Origin of the sequence: Criblamydia sequanensis CRIB-18, assembly GCF_000750955.1 — a bacterium.
GTDB classification, from domain to species: Bacteria; Chlamydiota; Chlamydiia; order Chlamydiales; family Criblamydiaceae; genus Criblamydia; species Criblamydia sequanensis.
On the sequence record NZ_CCEJ010000007.1, the window covers coordinates 206550 to 222457 of the forward strand.

The following is a 15908-nucleotide window of genomic DNA, read 5'->3' on the forward strand; positions in this document are numbered from 1 at the left end:
ACCTTTTTATATTCGGGGTGAACGATGCAGCATACTCAGCCTAATTCAGTTTTAAGAAATTTCAATTTTCCAATAACGGGAGACCCTCAACCGTTATGCTCTCAAGCAAGCGATTTTTCTGATGATTCTCAGGAATTGCTTTTTCCCGCAACAGAACTTAAGAAGATTTATGAAGCGTCCGGTCTTTTAGATAGTGAAGGTTGGCTGCAATCTGATATCCCTTTTTCTTGTCTTAGGATTGATGACGCGACCTACAATCGGTTTAAGGCTTTTTTTTATAAACCGATAGAGTTTAAACCAAAAGACCTCTCCTTGATACCGAAATCTAAGGTTGAAAGAATTTTAAACCTTATTCAAGAAGTATCTTCTCTTTTAAAGGACCCAAGCCTTTTTCCTTTTTTTTATGATCATGAAACAAATGTTGTCTCTTTTTCTTTGCCTACATCCCTGCCGCACCTTTTGTTTTTCATAAAACAAGCCATTCCTTCTTTTTCCTGGGAAATTTTTGGAGGAGGGGCCATTGATTTTTTAAAAGAATGGCTCTTGCAGGTTGCAGAAACCATCCCCCCCTTGCAGGAACATAAAGAAAAATTAGCTCAAATTTTAAAAGAAAAAGATAAAAAGCCCTACGATTATGACTTCTATATTAATGCGCCTTTCTTTCACATCTCTCCTGTTAAAGCAGCCATAAACTATTATACAAGTCAAATTTTAGCAGCATTACCGCGTCTAAAAGATAAAAAAAATGAAATTGATTTTTTAGTTAGAGAACTTTGTTTTACCAAACTCGAAGACATCGAAGATTTAAGAAGTCAAGGCAAACCCTCTTCACTTTTTTCTTTCACAGATAAAGAAGGCTATAGCTTTGATTTTTTCTTTATCCATGAATCCAAAGCTTCCGAATCTTTGACTTCTTATCACGGCTTAAGATGCTGTTTGGATTGTTTATTTTTTGAAAATGACAAAAACTTTACCTATCCCAAGCCCTATTCTACTGTCTTTTCTCTTCCGCAAGTAGTATTCGATTACTTTCTTAATCAATTCCATTCTTTATCTCAAGAACCCAATGCATTGAAATTTTTATCCTATGAAGCAAGAGGCCTCTCAAGAAGAAAAACTGTTGAATATTTGCCAAATGATGAGAAGGAATCAGTTCAGTTTTTTGATGCACTTTTAAACTATCATTTAAACCTAAACAGTAACCGAGGCCTTCTTTTTCTACCTTGTTATTTTTTATGGATGCAAAGGGTAGAAATAAGTTCTTTAAAAGTATCATCAGATCTTCAGCTGTACAGCCATAAAATACTAGGAAACTATAAATTATCATTAGAGAACATTGAGACACAGCCTTTTGGAAAACTTATTTATAAAACCCTTTTAACTCTCATTAAAAAAGAGGGACATTCTTATTCCGAGTATCCTGAAAATGAGGGTGTATCATTTCAAGAGGCTAGTCTAATTTTCCCCTTAATCCTCTCTGTTTTAGCTCAAAGAAAAGCCTTAAATTCGATACCTGAGTTTTCTTACGAGATTTATTTAGAGGAAGAAGCCCTTCATTGCCATTTAGTTTTTTTTATGCAAACCCATAAAGTTTATTTTGAATCTAAAGCGGATTTAAAAACACTTCCCATTATTTTTGAGACCTTATTGCAGAAAAAAGCAGTGGTGAGCTGCCTTTTAAATCTATTAGGCCCTCAATTCAGCAACCGTGATATAAAAGAAACACATTCTGAGCCCTTTTTAGTCATAAAAAATGCTTTAGGAATAGCCTTGGAAAACTTATCTAAGAAAAGAAAATTTTCCCCCAACCAATATTTCTTGTGTTCTCTTTTAGAAATATATCAGCAAGAAAGAGAAGAGGTAATTTTAGAAAAAGCAATTCATCTCATTCCATTTCTTGATAAACAACGTTTCCCTTTTCAGAGTTTTGCCATATCTCTATTAAGACCTTCCTTGCATCGAAAAGATATCCAACTTGAGTATTGTAAAAGTTTAAGTGATTTTGTGGCGTGCTTAGCTCTTTATAAAGGCAATTTGCAAAGATTGAAAAGCGTATGGGATATAGCGTCGATATGCTTAAAAAGAAGAACCCTTTTAAGCGCATTTTATGGAATGAAAGAGAAAGTAAAAGATGGCAACCTTAAGGTGTACCTCCTCTGCAAAATTTCTCAATATAAAGATAGGGACTATTCCGTCTGCCATCATTTTTCCAAAAAAATTCTTACAAAAAATATCATGGCAGGGCTTTCAATTTCTTCAAAAATCTCCCTCTTAAAAACCGTCCTTGATTTGATGGACGAATGCGCTTCCTTGAAATTTAATGGATCCCAATATCAAGAAATCCTCTCTATTCAAGGTGAACAAGATCTTTTATTTATAGCTCTACTAAAGCTTGACCGCTATAGGTGGCTTAAACCGTCTCAAGAGTCAAACCGGACGCTTCTTAATTTATTGGATTATTTTATCAAGTCAAAACTAGATTTAGATAAAGTATTGGACCTATTAAGAATAGCAGCCCATTTAGGGTGTACTAATGAAGTCGATATCTTTTTCCAGAAATTTTTTAGGGCCGAGAATTCAAAAGATGCGCTACATGCTATCTTTAGTGAATTTTTAAAAGATGAAAAAAGGGAGGGTCTTGAAGATCTTTTCCTAAAAGTATTTTCTAAACTGGAAGTCCATTTTTTAGAAAAAAATCAATTGGAGAGTCTTTTAGAAGAAGTTTTAAACAGATTAGAAAATTCAGAATTCGCCTTTGAAAGCGTAAAAAAAGTGGCCATACTTTTTAAACCTCTTTCATCAAGAACTGAACTAATACAAAAAAAGCTTTTAACATCAGATAGAAGGACTTGGTTAAGGATCCATCGTTTTTTCATAGAGAAAGAGATCTCGGATCTTATCTTGAAAAAGTTTTCTTTACTGAATGATTTAAAGATAGAAGAGGTTTATGAACTCTTAGCATTCTATTCGGGGAGACAAAATGATGAGTTCTTTGCAAACTGTTTTCTTTCTATAACTCAAGTTATAAACCCTCTTCTTGAAGGTTATTTATTTCTTGATCTCTTGCTTTCTATTGCAGAATGCAGAGAGCAAAAATTAGCCTTAATTCAACAAGCTTTGGAAAAAGGAGGTTTAACCGGAAGAGAACCTAATTTTAAAAAGGTTTTAGATCATCTTTTAGAGTTGGGGGTTAGTCTTAAAACCATTTTGGGTCTTATAAAACCCTTAGGTTCAGATTCGGCCCTATTTTCCGAATACCAAAGACTTAACCGAAAAAAGGTGGAAGTCGAGGAAAAAGAAAATAAAAATAAATTTTTGGAAATTGTTCATGAATATTTTGAAGATAAAAACGATGATTTTTTTGAGGAATGGATAGATGAAAGGATCGGGCAGTTAAAAAAAGAACCTCTTGAGCCTTGTCAGCTTGAAAAACTTCTGACGGTCATTTTAGAAAAGGCCTTTTCTTCATCCTTTAAGGATAAAGCCCTTAAATTTTTACCTCTATTCGAAGATTTTGATAAGAAAAAAAAGATAATAGAAAAAAACCTCTCTATTTTAAACAGCGATGCCAAGATAAGAGTGCACCAATTTTTTCAAGATCCTGAAGTTTCTAAATCTATATTTGAATCTTTGATAACTTCTAATGAATCTTTAAATTGCGCGATGACCTCCCTTCTTAAAACGATTGTGAAAGGAAAAATTGATGAGGATTTTGCAAGGGTACTTCTTAAATGGGTCGAAGATTTAATAAAAGAAGGAAGGGCCCTTGATGGATCGCTTCTTTTTCAAGCCTTGGCATCCATTGAACCGCAAAATAGCATAAGCTTAAGAATTTTGGCTTTAAGCCTTAAAGAAGGCTGGATAAGAGGAAAGGAAGACAAAAATGAAGAAGTTTGGAAAGCTTCCTGGAAAGCTATAAGCTCGATTCCTTTCGATAGCTCTATAGGATCCTTATTGGTAGCAAATCGTAAGCTCCTTAATGGCTCTTTAGAATCAGCTTTATCCTTTTTAGAGCCGATTCTACCTCTTGTAAACCTTGATGAAAACGAAGATCTTATTTTTTTATTCGAAGGAAGAAAAGAATTAGATCCAAAATTCGAGAATGTTAAGGAATATTTAAAGAGTCGTTTTGGAAAATTTGTTAAGGAAAAAAACTTACAAAAAATTGAAGAAGAAGTTATCTCGGATTTCTTTCCTTTTATAAAAGAAGATTCCTTTTTAGAAATTCGAATGGATGCGATAGAGCTTTTACTCGAGCATCAAATCCTTATGCCTTGTGAATCTTTCTTAAGCGAGCTTTCAGTTTTATTACAAGGTAATGATTATCAAGAACAAGCAAAAAAAGTTTTAGCAAACTATGTAAAAGCGTCTTTCCCAAACAAACCTCAAAAATTCCAAGCGCTTATCTCACATTTAAACCCCATTATTCAAAAAACTAAAGATAATGCTCTTTTTGTTAGCATCCTCCAAGCTATTTTTAAACCGATTTTGTCAAAAAGGGAAAAGCCCGATCCAAGCTTTATTAGTCCATTAATGACTTCATTTGCACATCTTAAGGCGAGAGGAAAAGAATATCCCTCTCTCTTTTTAGATTTCTTAAGTGGGATGCCAAACGCGCAAAAAGAGCAAGCCCATATAATAGCTAAGGAAATACTTAATCTTTTCGAAGAAATTAAAAAAATCAACGAACATAAAAATAAAAATGAAGACACTTTTAAACTTGTAATTCATTTGGAAAGCTGGATTTCATCTCCATTTTCAAATGAAAAACTATTTTTGTTTCTTCTTGAAAATTATGAGAAAAGCGATTTTAGAATCGGATTGGAAGAAGTTCTTTTAGAAAATTCGCAAAAAAGCGAGCGCACACGATTGCTTCAATCTGCTTTAACCACCTACAACCCCTTTAGTTCCTTCAAAAAAAGACCGTTCTTAAGTGAAAAGCAAATGAAAGGATTAGCCTTTCATATAGAAAATTTATTGAATGAAAAGCTAACGCAAGAAGCTCTTTATTGGATCGAATGGGGGATTTCCAAATTAGAAACTCGATTAGTGAATGCGTTTCTTAATCTATTGGATTTTTCCCATCCTGCAATGAATAAAGAAGTCTTATTAAAACTCTTAAATAGAATGAGCAGTTTTGATTTTTCCAAACTCTTTTCTGCCATTATAGAAAAAATAGATGAGCTTGATCGGAATGAAAGACTCAATTTCTTGAGAGAAGTTGAAAAAATAGATTTAAAGAAGATCTCTTCTTCCTCAGAGGATTTCCAAAAAGGATTGGATTCACTTTTAAAATTAAGTAATCTTGCTGAAGAGGAAATAGTGTTTGTATTGCCTCTTATCAAAATATGGCGTGGTTTCAATGAGGAATTTTTATTTGATCTTTGCTCAAAGGTTAAGGAAAAAAATTTCTTTAACCTCTCTCGTTTAGCTTCTCTTTTTGATCATAAAACCATTTATGATTGTTTTTCAAAGGCCAAGCCCTTTTCCGGCTTTCTTGCTATTTTCTTTATGGAAATTACTAAGGAATCAAATTTTCCTTATAAAAAAGAGATGCTTGAATCGCTTTTTGAACAAGCAAAGATAAGTCCTGAAGAGAAAAAAGATCTCCTTTCTATTTTATTCAGCAATCAAATCAGCCGGATGAATAAGTTTCCAAGCGCAATAACCGGACAATTTCTTGAAGAGACAGCTTTCTTATTTGGCTATGAAGAGACCTTGGAACATGAGAGCGGGCTCTCGATGCTTAACTGTCTTTACGAGCATCTATGGCAGCAACGTGTAAAGGTTTCCTTTGAGTCTCTTTGGGCCACCCTGCTATTGGTTAAAGAGAGTCGTTGCGAAGCCAAACAAATCGATCAAACATTAGGCACTATTATTAAAATCTTATCTATAGCAAACCCCGATGGCCAATTTTCAATAAAGGGCATGTCGGCTTTTCTCTTTGAGCTATATTCCAGAAATTTAGGAATTTCACCTTATTTTTTCTTCAAATTGCATTTAAATTTGGGTCTTACCGACGCGGATGAATTTGCTTCTCTATTTTCTTTACTTGTTGAAAAAATCTTAAGTGGTAAGGAGGATCCGGCTAATGCTCAACCTATTTTAACAGAGTTTCTCTTAAATGGTTTTGTGTCCTACGAAAAGTTTCCGGAAATTCTTGCCTGGTGTATCAAACACATTGAAGATGAGAATATGCCTTCATTTAAGGATTTGCTCTCTCAAGCTATCCTTAAAGAAGATCCTATCCGGTTTGAAGCTCTTTTAGAAGCATCGGAAGCCGGAAAGAAAAGTATCATTCTCAACCAGGAAGCAAGATTAAAGATTCATAAGCATGCGCATTTAAAAAATTTTTATTTGACCAGCAATCAAAATGATTTTTTTGTATCTCTTGGAGCGTATCTTCAGGAAATGCCTCTTTTTGGTTATGGTTCTGCAAATGAAAGAGAGCTTACAAGCAGCCTTATAATCTCTTTTGTTTATCTGTTTGCTAAAACTGAACAGGTGCCTACCGTTCTTTCCGTCTTAAACAATCTAAGTTTAAGGGCTTTAGAATACTATGGAATAGAAGTTGAGAAGAAAAAAGTCGAGTCAAGCATGGCCGGAAGAATCATGCTCTTTTCGGAAGATAGCTGTGCTATTGATTCTCTTTTTAAATTAAAGGCGTCTAAAGAGACTGTTAAGTCCCTCATGAATTTAAGAACTCGTTTTTTAGAAATTGCGATAGAACTACTTCATCAACTAATCGTAACCGAGTCTCTTAATTTAACGCTTCAAGGTAAAACTTATGGAGTGGCCAAGAATATCTTATCGAATTTGATCATTTCAAGACCCGATGCTATAACAAAATTCGGGCCTCTATTTAGGGACTTTATTGTATCTCCTTATGCGCTCCGTCAAGAAGAGCTTATGGATTACCATTTGGAGTTGTCAAAAGATTTAATCTATTCTGTTTTAACCGCTATGGCCTATATTCCGGAACACCAAGAAGTCTTATTTGAAGCATTTGCTTATATCGAATTAAAAACCTGGGCAGATGCCAAAATCAGTCCCTTACGCAAAATAGAATTAGTGGAAAATCTAGTAGATTTTCTTATAAGTCAAAAAGAGATTTTAGCTTTAAAACACGGCTTTAATATGCTTGCTTGCGCCGGCTCCTATATATTTCATAGTCATATAGATCGTTTTTGGAATCTAATGGAAAAGTTGTTTGTTGCTTCGAAAGAATTTATTCACATTCCCGTCAATTTAATTGTTAAAGGTACGAATATTAAAGAGTTAGGCATTGAAAATGTGATTAAAGGAAATGTCAAAATAGAAAAAATCTTAAATAATATAAAAGTTTTAGAAGGAAGCAATTTTGAAAAGAATTTTAAAAAAATAATGGGTAAAAAATTAATAGAGCCTTTTTATCATTGGATTGGACTAGCCCTTATTCCTAATGATAAATGTCTTTTCGAAAATGAAAAGTTGGAGGGTCAGTATTTTGGAGAAAAAATTTGTATACGCTTTTTTAGCTATCTCTATGAGATTGGGACTTTCCGTGAAGTAATCCAAGAGGGGACAGATGAATTAGCCATTATGAATCAAAATAATAGCTTTATTCGAAAAATGAAAACAATGGATTTTCTATTCAGTTTTGCAAAATTAGCCCACGGGCAAAATATCTTTAAACGCAATCCTATAAGATATTTCGAGACGATTTCTGAACTCGCCTTTACAGTCTATGAAGAATACGATTCTTTGATACAAAAAGATCCGAGATTTGAAATGCTTGCAACAAGCAGCCCCGAACTTAAACATAGCCACACCTTTATAAACATATCTGATGCCATGATGGATCCGGAGGAAGAGGAAATTAAGGAGCTGCAAATTTTAAATTTAAGAAAATGGTTTACCCTTTTCTTTAATTCTAAAAATGCAACAAGAATAAAGTTTATAACTTCTTTACTTAAGTCCTATTATTTTATTAGAAACCCTTCCGAATTTTTCTATTTTCTCTCTCGAGTGGAAGAAACGCAGCGTTTGGCTCTCATTCAAAGAACGCAAGGATTTTTTGAGGAGATTACAAAATCTGTGTTTAATGCAGAACTTCTCTATTCTTGGTTATCTCATGTTTTTAAAGATAAATCCTTTTTTGAGGTAGCTAAGCAATGGTTAATGAATGATAGGATGCTTGAACTCTATATTTTAAAACCATCGGAGGTTACGCAATTTTTACCTTTTATCGAAAAAGAAGAACAGCAGTTGCTTATAAAAAAACTAAACAATTTGCTGATAAAGGAGCCTACTTCCATTGAATCTTTAAAAAATAAATTCCTTTGGATTGAGACTCTTTTATCTAAAAATCTTGACCGGGTGTTTGTTGATGAAATAATTGCAAATCTTAAAGAAACGCTAACCCAAAAGAAAAATTTAGCAGTTTTTACCTCAAGGCCTTCCTTTGTTTTAGATTTTCTTCCTTTTTTAGATAAAGAAGAAAGCTCTATTCTTTTTAGGGAAATGAATGGGCTTCTTTTAGGTCAAAAAATTTGCTTGGAATCCTTGAAATCGTTAGATGATTGGATAGTTCATTTATTTAAAAATCAAAAAATTGAAGGGAGGAAGGAGGCGAAAGCGTTGCTTGATATGCCTAGATTCTTAGCCTTTTATTTTGAGAAACCCGAGCTTTTATTTGGGTTGTTTCCTTTCCTAAGGAAGAGGGAAATCATAGGGATAGTGGAAAAAATAAATGCTGAGTTAATCAAACACGCGGCGCCGAAATCTTTGGATCACTTTCATGGCTGGCTTTCTAATTTGGTTAAAAGCGATGACCCTAATTTAAAAAGCAAAGGAAAACAACTGTTTTTTCAAGCCTTAAAAAAAGGTTTTTATAAGGAAAATCCTGGTTTATTAAAGGATGAAAGCTTTAAAAAAGCCTTGGAATGAAACCTAACCATTTGACCTTGAATAAATCCTTTTTTGAACACAAAATGCCCCGTAAGGAATTTTAAGTGAAAGCGTTTATCATAATCCTTTTTTTTATCTCCTTTTTTTTCATTCTATGGGTTTGGGTTTCTGTCGTATTCTGGAGTTTAAGAAATGGCATCTCACCTATGCCGACTTCAGATAAAGCAAAGAATAAAGCGCTCGCTTTAATGTCTAATGAGACACAAGGCATTGTTTATGATTTAGGTTCCGGTTGGGGAGGAATGGCTATACAAATCGCTAAAAAGCTTCCCCACTGCCAGATCATTGGCTTTGAAACATCCCCTGTTCCTTTTTATACTTCTCTTCTTTGGAATAAGATGGAAAGGCTAGCCAACTTAAAATTTGTTAAAAAAGATTTTTTTCATGTTAATTTAAGCGATGCCTCTATTGTTTATTGCTATCTTTATCCCCGCGCAATGCAAGACCTTAAAGCTAAATTTGAAGAAGAGCTGAAGCCCGGCACCATAGTGATTAGCAATACATTTTCTGTTCCCGGATGGGACCCGGTCCAATGCTTGCAGCTAAACGATATGTACCATACTCGTATCTATGCGTATGTTAAAAGCAATAGCAATGTCGATGCTCTTCATGCCAAACCAAAACCTATTTGAACTTTTAAGGTCTAAATGGAAAGTAAACCGCTAACATCTTTTGAGGAGTGGGTCGATTTTTTACAGCTTCGTTTTGCTATAAAAATAGGGGTGGCCGCGACCTTAGGGCTTTTTCTAGGGGTTGGTTTTAGCCAGGTTTTAAATAGACCTGATGCGCTTGTAAGCGGAATGTGGACTGTCGTTACTGCAATTGTTGTGGTTCAAGCTCATCTAGGGGGCACCTACATGGCTGCATGGGTTCGTTTTTTAGGAACCCTTGTCGGTATTTTTGTGGCAGGAATATCAACTGTCACTTTAGGGTCGAATGCTCTCTCGCTTGGTTTTAGTAATTTTGTTACGGTTATGCTTTGCTCTCTTTTAAGAATCAAAGACAGCGTTAGAATAGCTTCTCTTACAGTGACTATTTTAATGGTCCTTTGGCGTTTAAAACCGGATATCAGCCCTTGGACTTTCGGCTTTTTTCGCTTAATGGATTCCTGTCTTGGAATACTTGTTGCCGTCATAGTGACCCATTCCCTTTGGCCTATGAATGCGACAAGCAGAGTTCGCTTAAACATTGCTATCATCTTAAAAAAAATGAAAAATTTATTTCAGGAGATTCTGAAAAAAGATGGCGAAGAGAAGCTCTATGAGAAAGAAAAAAGGGAAATTGTGGCGCTTTTAAGAGAAACAAACACTTTCCTTGAAGAATCCCGTATTGAAATAAGGACTCGCACCTCCATAGAAGATTGGATGTTTATCTTAGAACATCTAGAAAGAGCCTATGAAGCTATTTTAGATTTAAAGTTAGCCCGAAAAAAATATGTCCAAGAATTTATTGACCAAGGGTTAGGGGAATCTACTAAAGACACAATCAGAAAAACAAATAAGGCGATGGATCAGCTAGCCGATATGTTTGAGAGTAAAAAAGCGGGAGATCGTCCGGTTGACCTTCTCGGATCATTAGAGCTTTTAGATTTAGAATTAAAGAGGATTAGAGAAGGGAAAATGACATCATCCTTTTCCCTTCAAGAAATTGAAAGCTTTTTTGTTTTCTTTTTTAACTTGCGGCTTTTAGGTGAAGAGCTTTGCAAATTGGATAATAGGGTTCATCAAATCTATGCTCAAGCTCAATAAGGCTTATCTAATAAAGCTAATGATTTTGAAATATATGCCGCAATCTTAATTTTTTTGTCTATTTGGACAAGTTCGTTACAAGCATTTTGCAGAATTGACAGTATTAATTTTTTATTTTCTAAATTACTCGAGGAAAAAAGTGCAGGTAGAATTTCGATTATATTATTTGTCTTCAATTGCGATGAGGCGGTAGTTAACCATAAATCAAACAAAGAACCACCTTCTACTAGGTTTAAATCAAAACAAGTCCTTAAAAAAGCCCCTGTAGCCTCCATGTTCTTCTTAAAGTCATGAGAGATCGGAATTTGTTTTATACTGCATATAAGTGATTGATAAACAAGGTGTTGCAAGTTATTTTTAAAGTTGAGAATTCCAGGTATTTTTTTCAGGCAAATTTCAAAACTTTCAAAAAAATCCGGGAGTCGGTAATTCGCTTTTTTTGAGGAGAGCGAGTAAGTGATGAGGTGTTCGTGAACTTCGGTCAATACCTCCGGATTCGGAATTATTTCTATCCAAAAATAAAGAATTTTTTGAAAATCTTGAATAGCCTCTTTTTCTTGATAAATATTAAAAAGTTTAAACATTTCAACATAGTCTTTGGAAGATAGAGCAGTCATTTTATCAACTAAGGCAAAAGATCTATTCTCAATTGTTTTTGGATCTGAAAGAATCATGATTTTAAATAAGCAGCAAAGAAATTGAATTTTTTGCCTTTGTTCCTCTGAGGTGTAAACCAAAAAAAGCAAAGTCTTCTTGAAAATGTTTGCCAAATGAATTCGGGCTGATTGATACTCCGAGTATTTCTGCCATCGTAAACTTGCTAAACAGAGGAAGAGGTCTACAAACACATCCAATTGTAAAGGCAAGAAATTTTTTGTGCATAAAGCCAGATGATATAGGATTTTCAACCCCCTTTCCTTCTTACTTAACGTCTTGATGTAATTGAAGTACTCATCTAGAAGTTCAGATGCTAAACTTAACTCGAAAAAGCTATATCCTTCTATGGCCTCCAATAGACTAGTGGTGTTAGCAAAATAAGTGGGTCTATTTAGCAATCTTGGATTAAAGAGGACTTTTTTTAGATAGATAGCGACTTGCTTTTGTGGAGTGGAGGGTTTTAAAGAGCTTCTAACTTGTGTAAAAATGGACTTTTCTAAAATATTTTTTGTTTCTTCGCTATTTGCGCTTTTATAACTTAGAAAAAGCTCATCTAAATATTCTTTTTTAAGAGCAATCGTTTCTTTATAGAACTTCATTTTAAATTCCATTTGATCAAATTTAAATCGAGGGAAGCATAAAAATAAAGTTTCTTCAAGTTGGTTAAATCCCTTTAAGTCGCCTCCTTTTTCCATAAAAATTAAGGGGATTCTTTTTAGAATACGAAACCCTATTATTTCTTTTTTAATTCCAAGGTGGTTTTTAGAAAGAAGGGATTGCAGAAGAGGAAACAAGGTTAAAATTTGTTCCGGCGTGGATTGATGGATTACTTTTAAAAAATTTTCAAGGGCAAATGAAATAAAGTCCTGGTAGTTTTCCCCTTTGATATTGTGCTTAACATCTGCAAAATTTAAAAAAGTTAGAACAAGGATCGAGGTTTCCGGTTTTAAACATCGAAGGAGTTTTGGAAAAAAAGAGGTAAAAATTCTTCTTCTTTGACTTAACCGTCCCTCCTGGTTAGTGACGGGTCCTTTTATTTTTTTTAAGTTAAACCACGTTTGCAAAACAAGAATCGCATAATCGGGGTGATCTTCGGATACTTCCGCGACCACTTTAAGAAGGCTTAAATCTTTTGGATAGTAAGAAAGAAGAGATTCTTGGATTTTGTTAAACTCTCCCGTCCAAAAGGCAGGGTTTTCGGGATTCCTGACTGTTCTTATTTTCTTTGATATCTCTTTTAAAACAACGGGTAGATAAGAATGTTCGATTTTTTTCTCTTTGATAATGATCGAGATCAATTTCATCAATAAAAGCGTAATCGAAGCGTTATCCTCATTCAATTTAAAAAAAATAAAGTCTACGCTTCCCGGTTTGAATTCCAGATCTAAAACCTTGTTTTCTTCTATAAACTCGATTCTCAACTTTATAAGGCTAATTATGGTTTGAGGATCATGTTTAGGGTAGTTGTCTTTTCCATTTGTATCTAAAAGAGCTTTTTGAAAAAGATTTGAAGTCGATTCAAGACTTAGTGCTGGAAAATCAGCCCTATTTAAAAGTAATTTTACAGCCAGATCTCGATCCTCTTGAGTTAATTCCTCTAATTGCAGGTTAAAGAGGCTTGTCATCTTTTCGAGGTGCTTATCTCTTAATAAGAGTGTCAGAGGATTATTATTGAAAGTGCTTAAAAAACTTCTTGAAAAGGAACTACTTTTTTTTTCACACATCAAAGAAATAATTTTAAGAAGTCTTGTCTCGTTAAATATTTTTTTGCGATGCTTAAAAAGAAGGCTAAAGCAGACATAAAATCTAAAAAATTGATGCTTCCCTGAATTTTCTGCGTTTTCTAAAATAGTCTCAAGAAGGGATTCAAAATTAAAATTGTGAGAATCATTTTTTATTATCCAATTAAGAAGTCCATAAACTTCATTGGCATTCATATAAATAAGAAGGTCGTAAAGCCTTCTTATGGTATTTTCATGGCGTAAGGTCAAGAGGGGCAATAGGTCTTGTAATAGATTTAATCGGATGGCCTCAAAACTTCGTAATCTTTCTAAGATAATTTTTTGCAATAAGAGAGAAGAAAAGCGGAGTTTCTTTTTACTTTGGAAACAAATACAGAGATAGGCCATTTCCAAAGCGGTCTCATTTTTTGTCATTTCAAAATGATTAAAACATAGCTTGACTATGGTTTTGAAAAAAAGATCAATGTCTTCATGACTTAATTTTAAAACATGAATAATGGTTTTTACGTTTTCGAAATTGCCTTTCTTAAGCTCTAAGGTTACAAGATCTTTTATAAGATCGTTTTTTTTCTTATGGGATTGAAAGAGGCTTTTGATTTTGGAAAACACCTCTAAAATCCACATGCCCTTAGATCTTGCTATAGCCTCTTCTATTAAAGAGAAAAGGTCTTCTCCAAAAGCTGTTTTTAAAGCTATTTCTTCTTCTATTATGCCTTTACCGTTGAAAACTATGATCAATCGTTTAAGAAGATTCCAACCGGCTTGATTATCTTTGTCTTTATAGTTTTGAAGAAATAATTTTTTACTTAATTCCCCTGGTAAATGCCATTTACAAATTTCCTCTGCTCTTGCCTCTTTTATTTCATAACGAATCGCATCTCCAATAAAAGTCAACAAATTGAGATGGCTTTCAAGATTATTATTTGTCCTTAATAAATCAAGGGTAAGCTTGAGAAGGAGGTTTCGGTCAGGAACTTCTTCTTTAAATACGTTAAAAAAAAATTGCTCTGACAGTTTATAAAAGCACTCTCGACTTAATTCCTTTGAGGCTCTTGATAGTAAGGACTGGCATTGAGGGTCGGGACATAATTCAATTAGTCTTTCAAGATTTAAAAAAAGAAGCTCCAGTAGAATGTTTTTTTCCTCAATGCAAAGTTCCATTTGATAGGGACATAATAAAAGAGCGCAATTCCGAGCGAGAGTTGAAGGTGAGCTGTCCTTAATTTTTCTCTGCATGCTTTCTTTATTTTCTAAAAGTTGATGCACTTCATTAAAGACCTCTTCCTTACTTAAGAAAAATTCTTTTTTTAGATTAGATTTAGCAGGCCATGGGCTATCACTACTTTTTTCAGGAAGGGATGAGATATGGTTCATATCCAGTTCACATAGGGTTATTTTTTAGGTTTTTTTAAGTCATACTAAAGAGTTCATTTGAATTATTGTATCTTAAAATATCCTCAACAGGGCAAAATTATTAAAGTAAATAGCCATTGACAATAGACAAAAAGGTATTATGTAATGAAATGTCCCTTTTGTAATCACTCTGAGCTTAAAGTCACAGATTCAAGAGAAGCTCCTGAAATCAATGCCATAAGAAGGCGCAGAGAGTGTCTTAATTGCCAAAGACGTTTCACAACGTTTGAAACCTTTCAACTTGTTCAACAAGTTCTTAAAAGAGACGGTCGATATGAGGACTTTGATGAAGGCAAGCTAATTCGAGGATTAGAAGCGGCTTGCAGACATACTACAATTAGCCATGAGCAAATGTTCGCTATAGCCCATCAAATCACATTTACTCTTATGCAAAGACAAGTAAAAGATGTCACTACGAAAGAAATAGGGGAGATGGTCATGGCAAAACTTCAAGGCTTAGACCCGATTGCCTATATTCGATTTGCCTGCGTTTATCGACGGTTTACAGACCTTGGTGATTTAATGGAAGCAATCAAGTTTGTGCAAGATCAGAAAGAACCTGTCTTATCTAAAAAATTTTGATTGGCTATCTTTTGATTGATAAGGTCTTTTCTATTCAAATAAACTTTAGAAGACCGCCTGATACAAAATATTGAAAAATAAGAAGATATTAACTAAACTCTTGACATCTTTTTAGAATTTAAAAATTTGTAGACAGAAATAAGTCTCTTAGGTTAATTAAAGTCGCCTCGGCACTAAACCGTAGTGCTCTTTTTGGGGGCTTTACTATCAATGCGTTAAATTGCAAATACCGCTACGGTAAAAGTTAATATATTAAAAAATATCTTACAATTTCGCGGCTTAAGTTCATGATTTAAGTAACGCGGATAAAAGAAATACTCTATAATTAGGAAAAATTTGAAAGTTTAACAAGGCTTAATGGATTAACCCTTTTCGTTAACTTCCCTCTTATAGAAGAAACATTTCGTTTTAAGGAGTTCAAAGAATGCCTCTTAAAAAAAAGGAAGTAGACCAATTTAAAAAGCGTTTAGAAGAAATGCATCAGCAAATTCTAAAGCAATTGCGTGGGACTACAGAGGAAGTAAAAAAACCTGATGAGGCTACCGGATATTCGCAACATCAAGCCGACCAGGGTACCGATGATTTTGATAGAACCATTAGTCTTGAAGTGACAACTCAAGAGTACAATTTGTTGAGACAAATTGAAAGAGCGCTTCAAAAAATCGCTGATAATACTTATGGAATCTGCGATGTAACAGGCGAGGAAATCCCAAAAGCTAGGCTCGACGCTATTCCCTATGCTACTATGACAGTCAAAGCTCAAGAGCAGTTGGAAAGAGGGCTTATTTAAATAATGTTTTACATTATTTAACGAAAA

6 protein-coding genes are annotated in these 15908 nt (G+C 34.1%); 5 read left to right on the forward strand and 1 reads right to left on the reverse strand.

Going from position 1 to position 15908, the window contains the following annotated elements:
* The first annotated feature begins 24 nt into the window (after positions 1-24).
* The 3 genes from CSEC_RS07955 to CSEC_RS07965 all read left to right on the forward strand — a co-directional run bounded on the left by CSEC_RS07955 (position 25) and on the right by CSEC_RS07965 (position 10697).
* Positions 25-8928, forward strand: coding sequence for a hypothetical protein (locus CSEC_RS07955; protein WP_041017909.1), 8904 nt, complete (start codon positions 25-27; stop codon positions 8926-8928).
* 65 nt (positions 8929-8993) lie between these two features.
* Positions 8994-9581, forward strand: a complete 588-nt coding sequence (locus tag CSEC_RS07960; protein ID WP_053331905.1) for a class I SAM-dependent methyltransferase — start codon at positions 8994-8996, stop codon at positions 9579-9581.
* Between the two features lie 15 nt (positions 9582-9596).
* A complete protein-coding gene (locus tag CSEC_RS07965) occupies positions 9597-10697 on the forward strand; it encodes an FUSC family protein (protein ID WP_041017910.1) in 1101 nt (366 codons plus the stop codon).
* Here the strand turns inward: CSEC_RS07965 and CSEC_RS07970 are convergent.
* Entirely contained in the window at positions 10691-14470 is a 3780-nt protein-coding gene (locus CSEC_RS07970) for a hypothetical protein (RefSeq protein ID WP_041017911.1), read from the reverse strand. The genes CSEC_RS07965 and CSEC_RS07970 overlap by 7 nt on opposite strands.
* 144 nt (positions 14471-14614) lie before the next feature.
* Between CSEC_RS07970 and nrdR the strand changes: the two genes are divergently transcribed.
* A complete protein-coding gene (gene nrdR / locus CSEC_RS07975) occupies positions 14615-15091 on the forward strand; it encodes a transcriptional regulator NrdR (protein ID WP_041017912.1) in 477 nt (158 codons plus the stop codon).
* A 424-nt stretch (positions 15092-15515) separates the two neighbouring features.
* Entirely contained in the window at positions 15516-15881 is a 366-nt protein-coding gene (locus CSEC_RS07980) for a TraR/DksA family transcriptional regulator (protein ID WP_041017913.1), read from the forward strand.
* Positions 15882-15908: the final 27 nt, after the last annotated feature.

Bases quoted from the DNA above. Each gene is read 5' to 3' on its own strand.
- CSEC_RS07955 (WP_041017909.1), top strand. From the start codon at position 25: ATGCAGCATACTCAGCCTAATTCAGTTTTAAGAAATTTCAATTTTCCA.
- CSEC_RS07970 (WP_041017911.1), bottom strand. From the start codon at position 14,470: ATGAACCATATCTCATCCCTTCCTGAAAAAAGTAGTGATAGCCCATGG.
- CSEC_RS07965 (WP_041017910.1), top strand. From the start codon at position 9,597: ATGGAAAGTAAACCGCTAACATCTTTTGAGGAGTGGGTCGATTTTTTA.
- nrdR (WP_041017912.1), top strand. From the start codon at position 14,615: ATGAAATGTCCCTTTTGTAATCACTCTGAGCTTAAAGTCACAGATTCA.
- CSEC_RS07980 (WP_041017913.1), top strand. From the start codon at position 15,516: ATGCCTCTTAAAAAAAAGGAAGTAGACCAATTTAAAAAGCGTTTAGAA.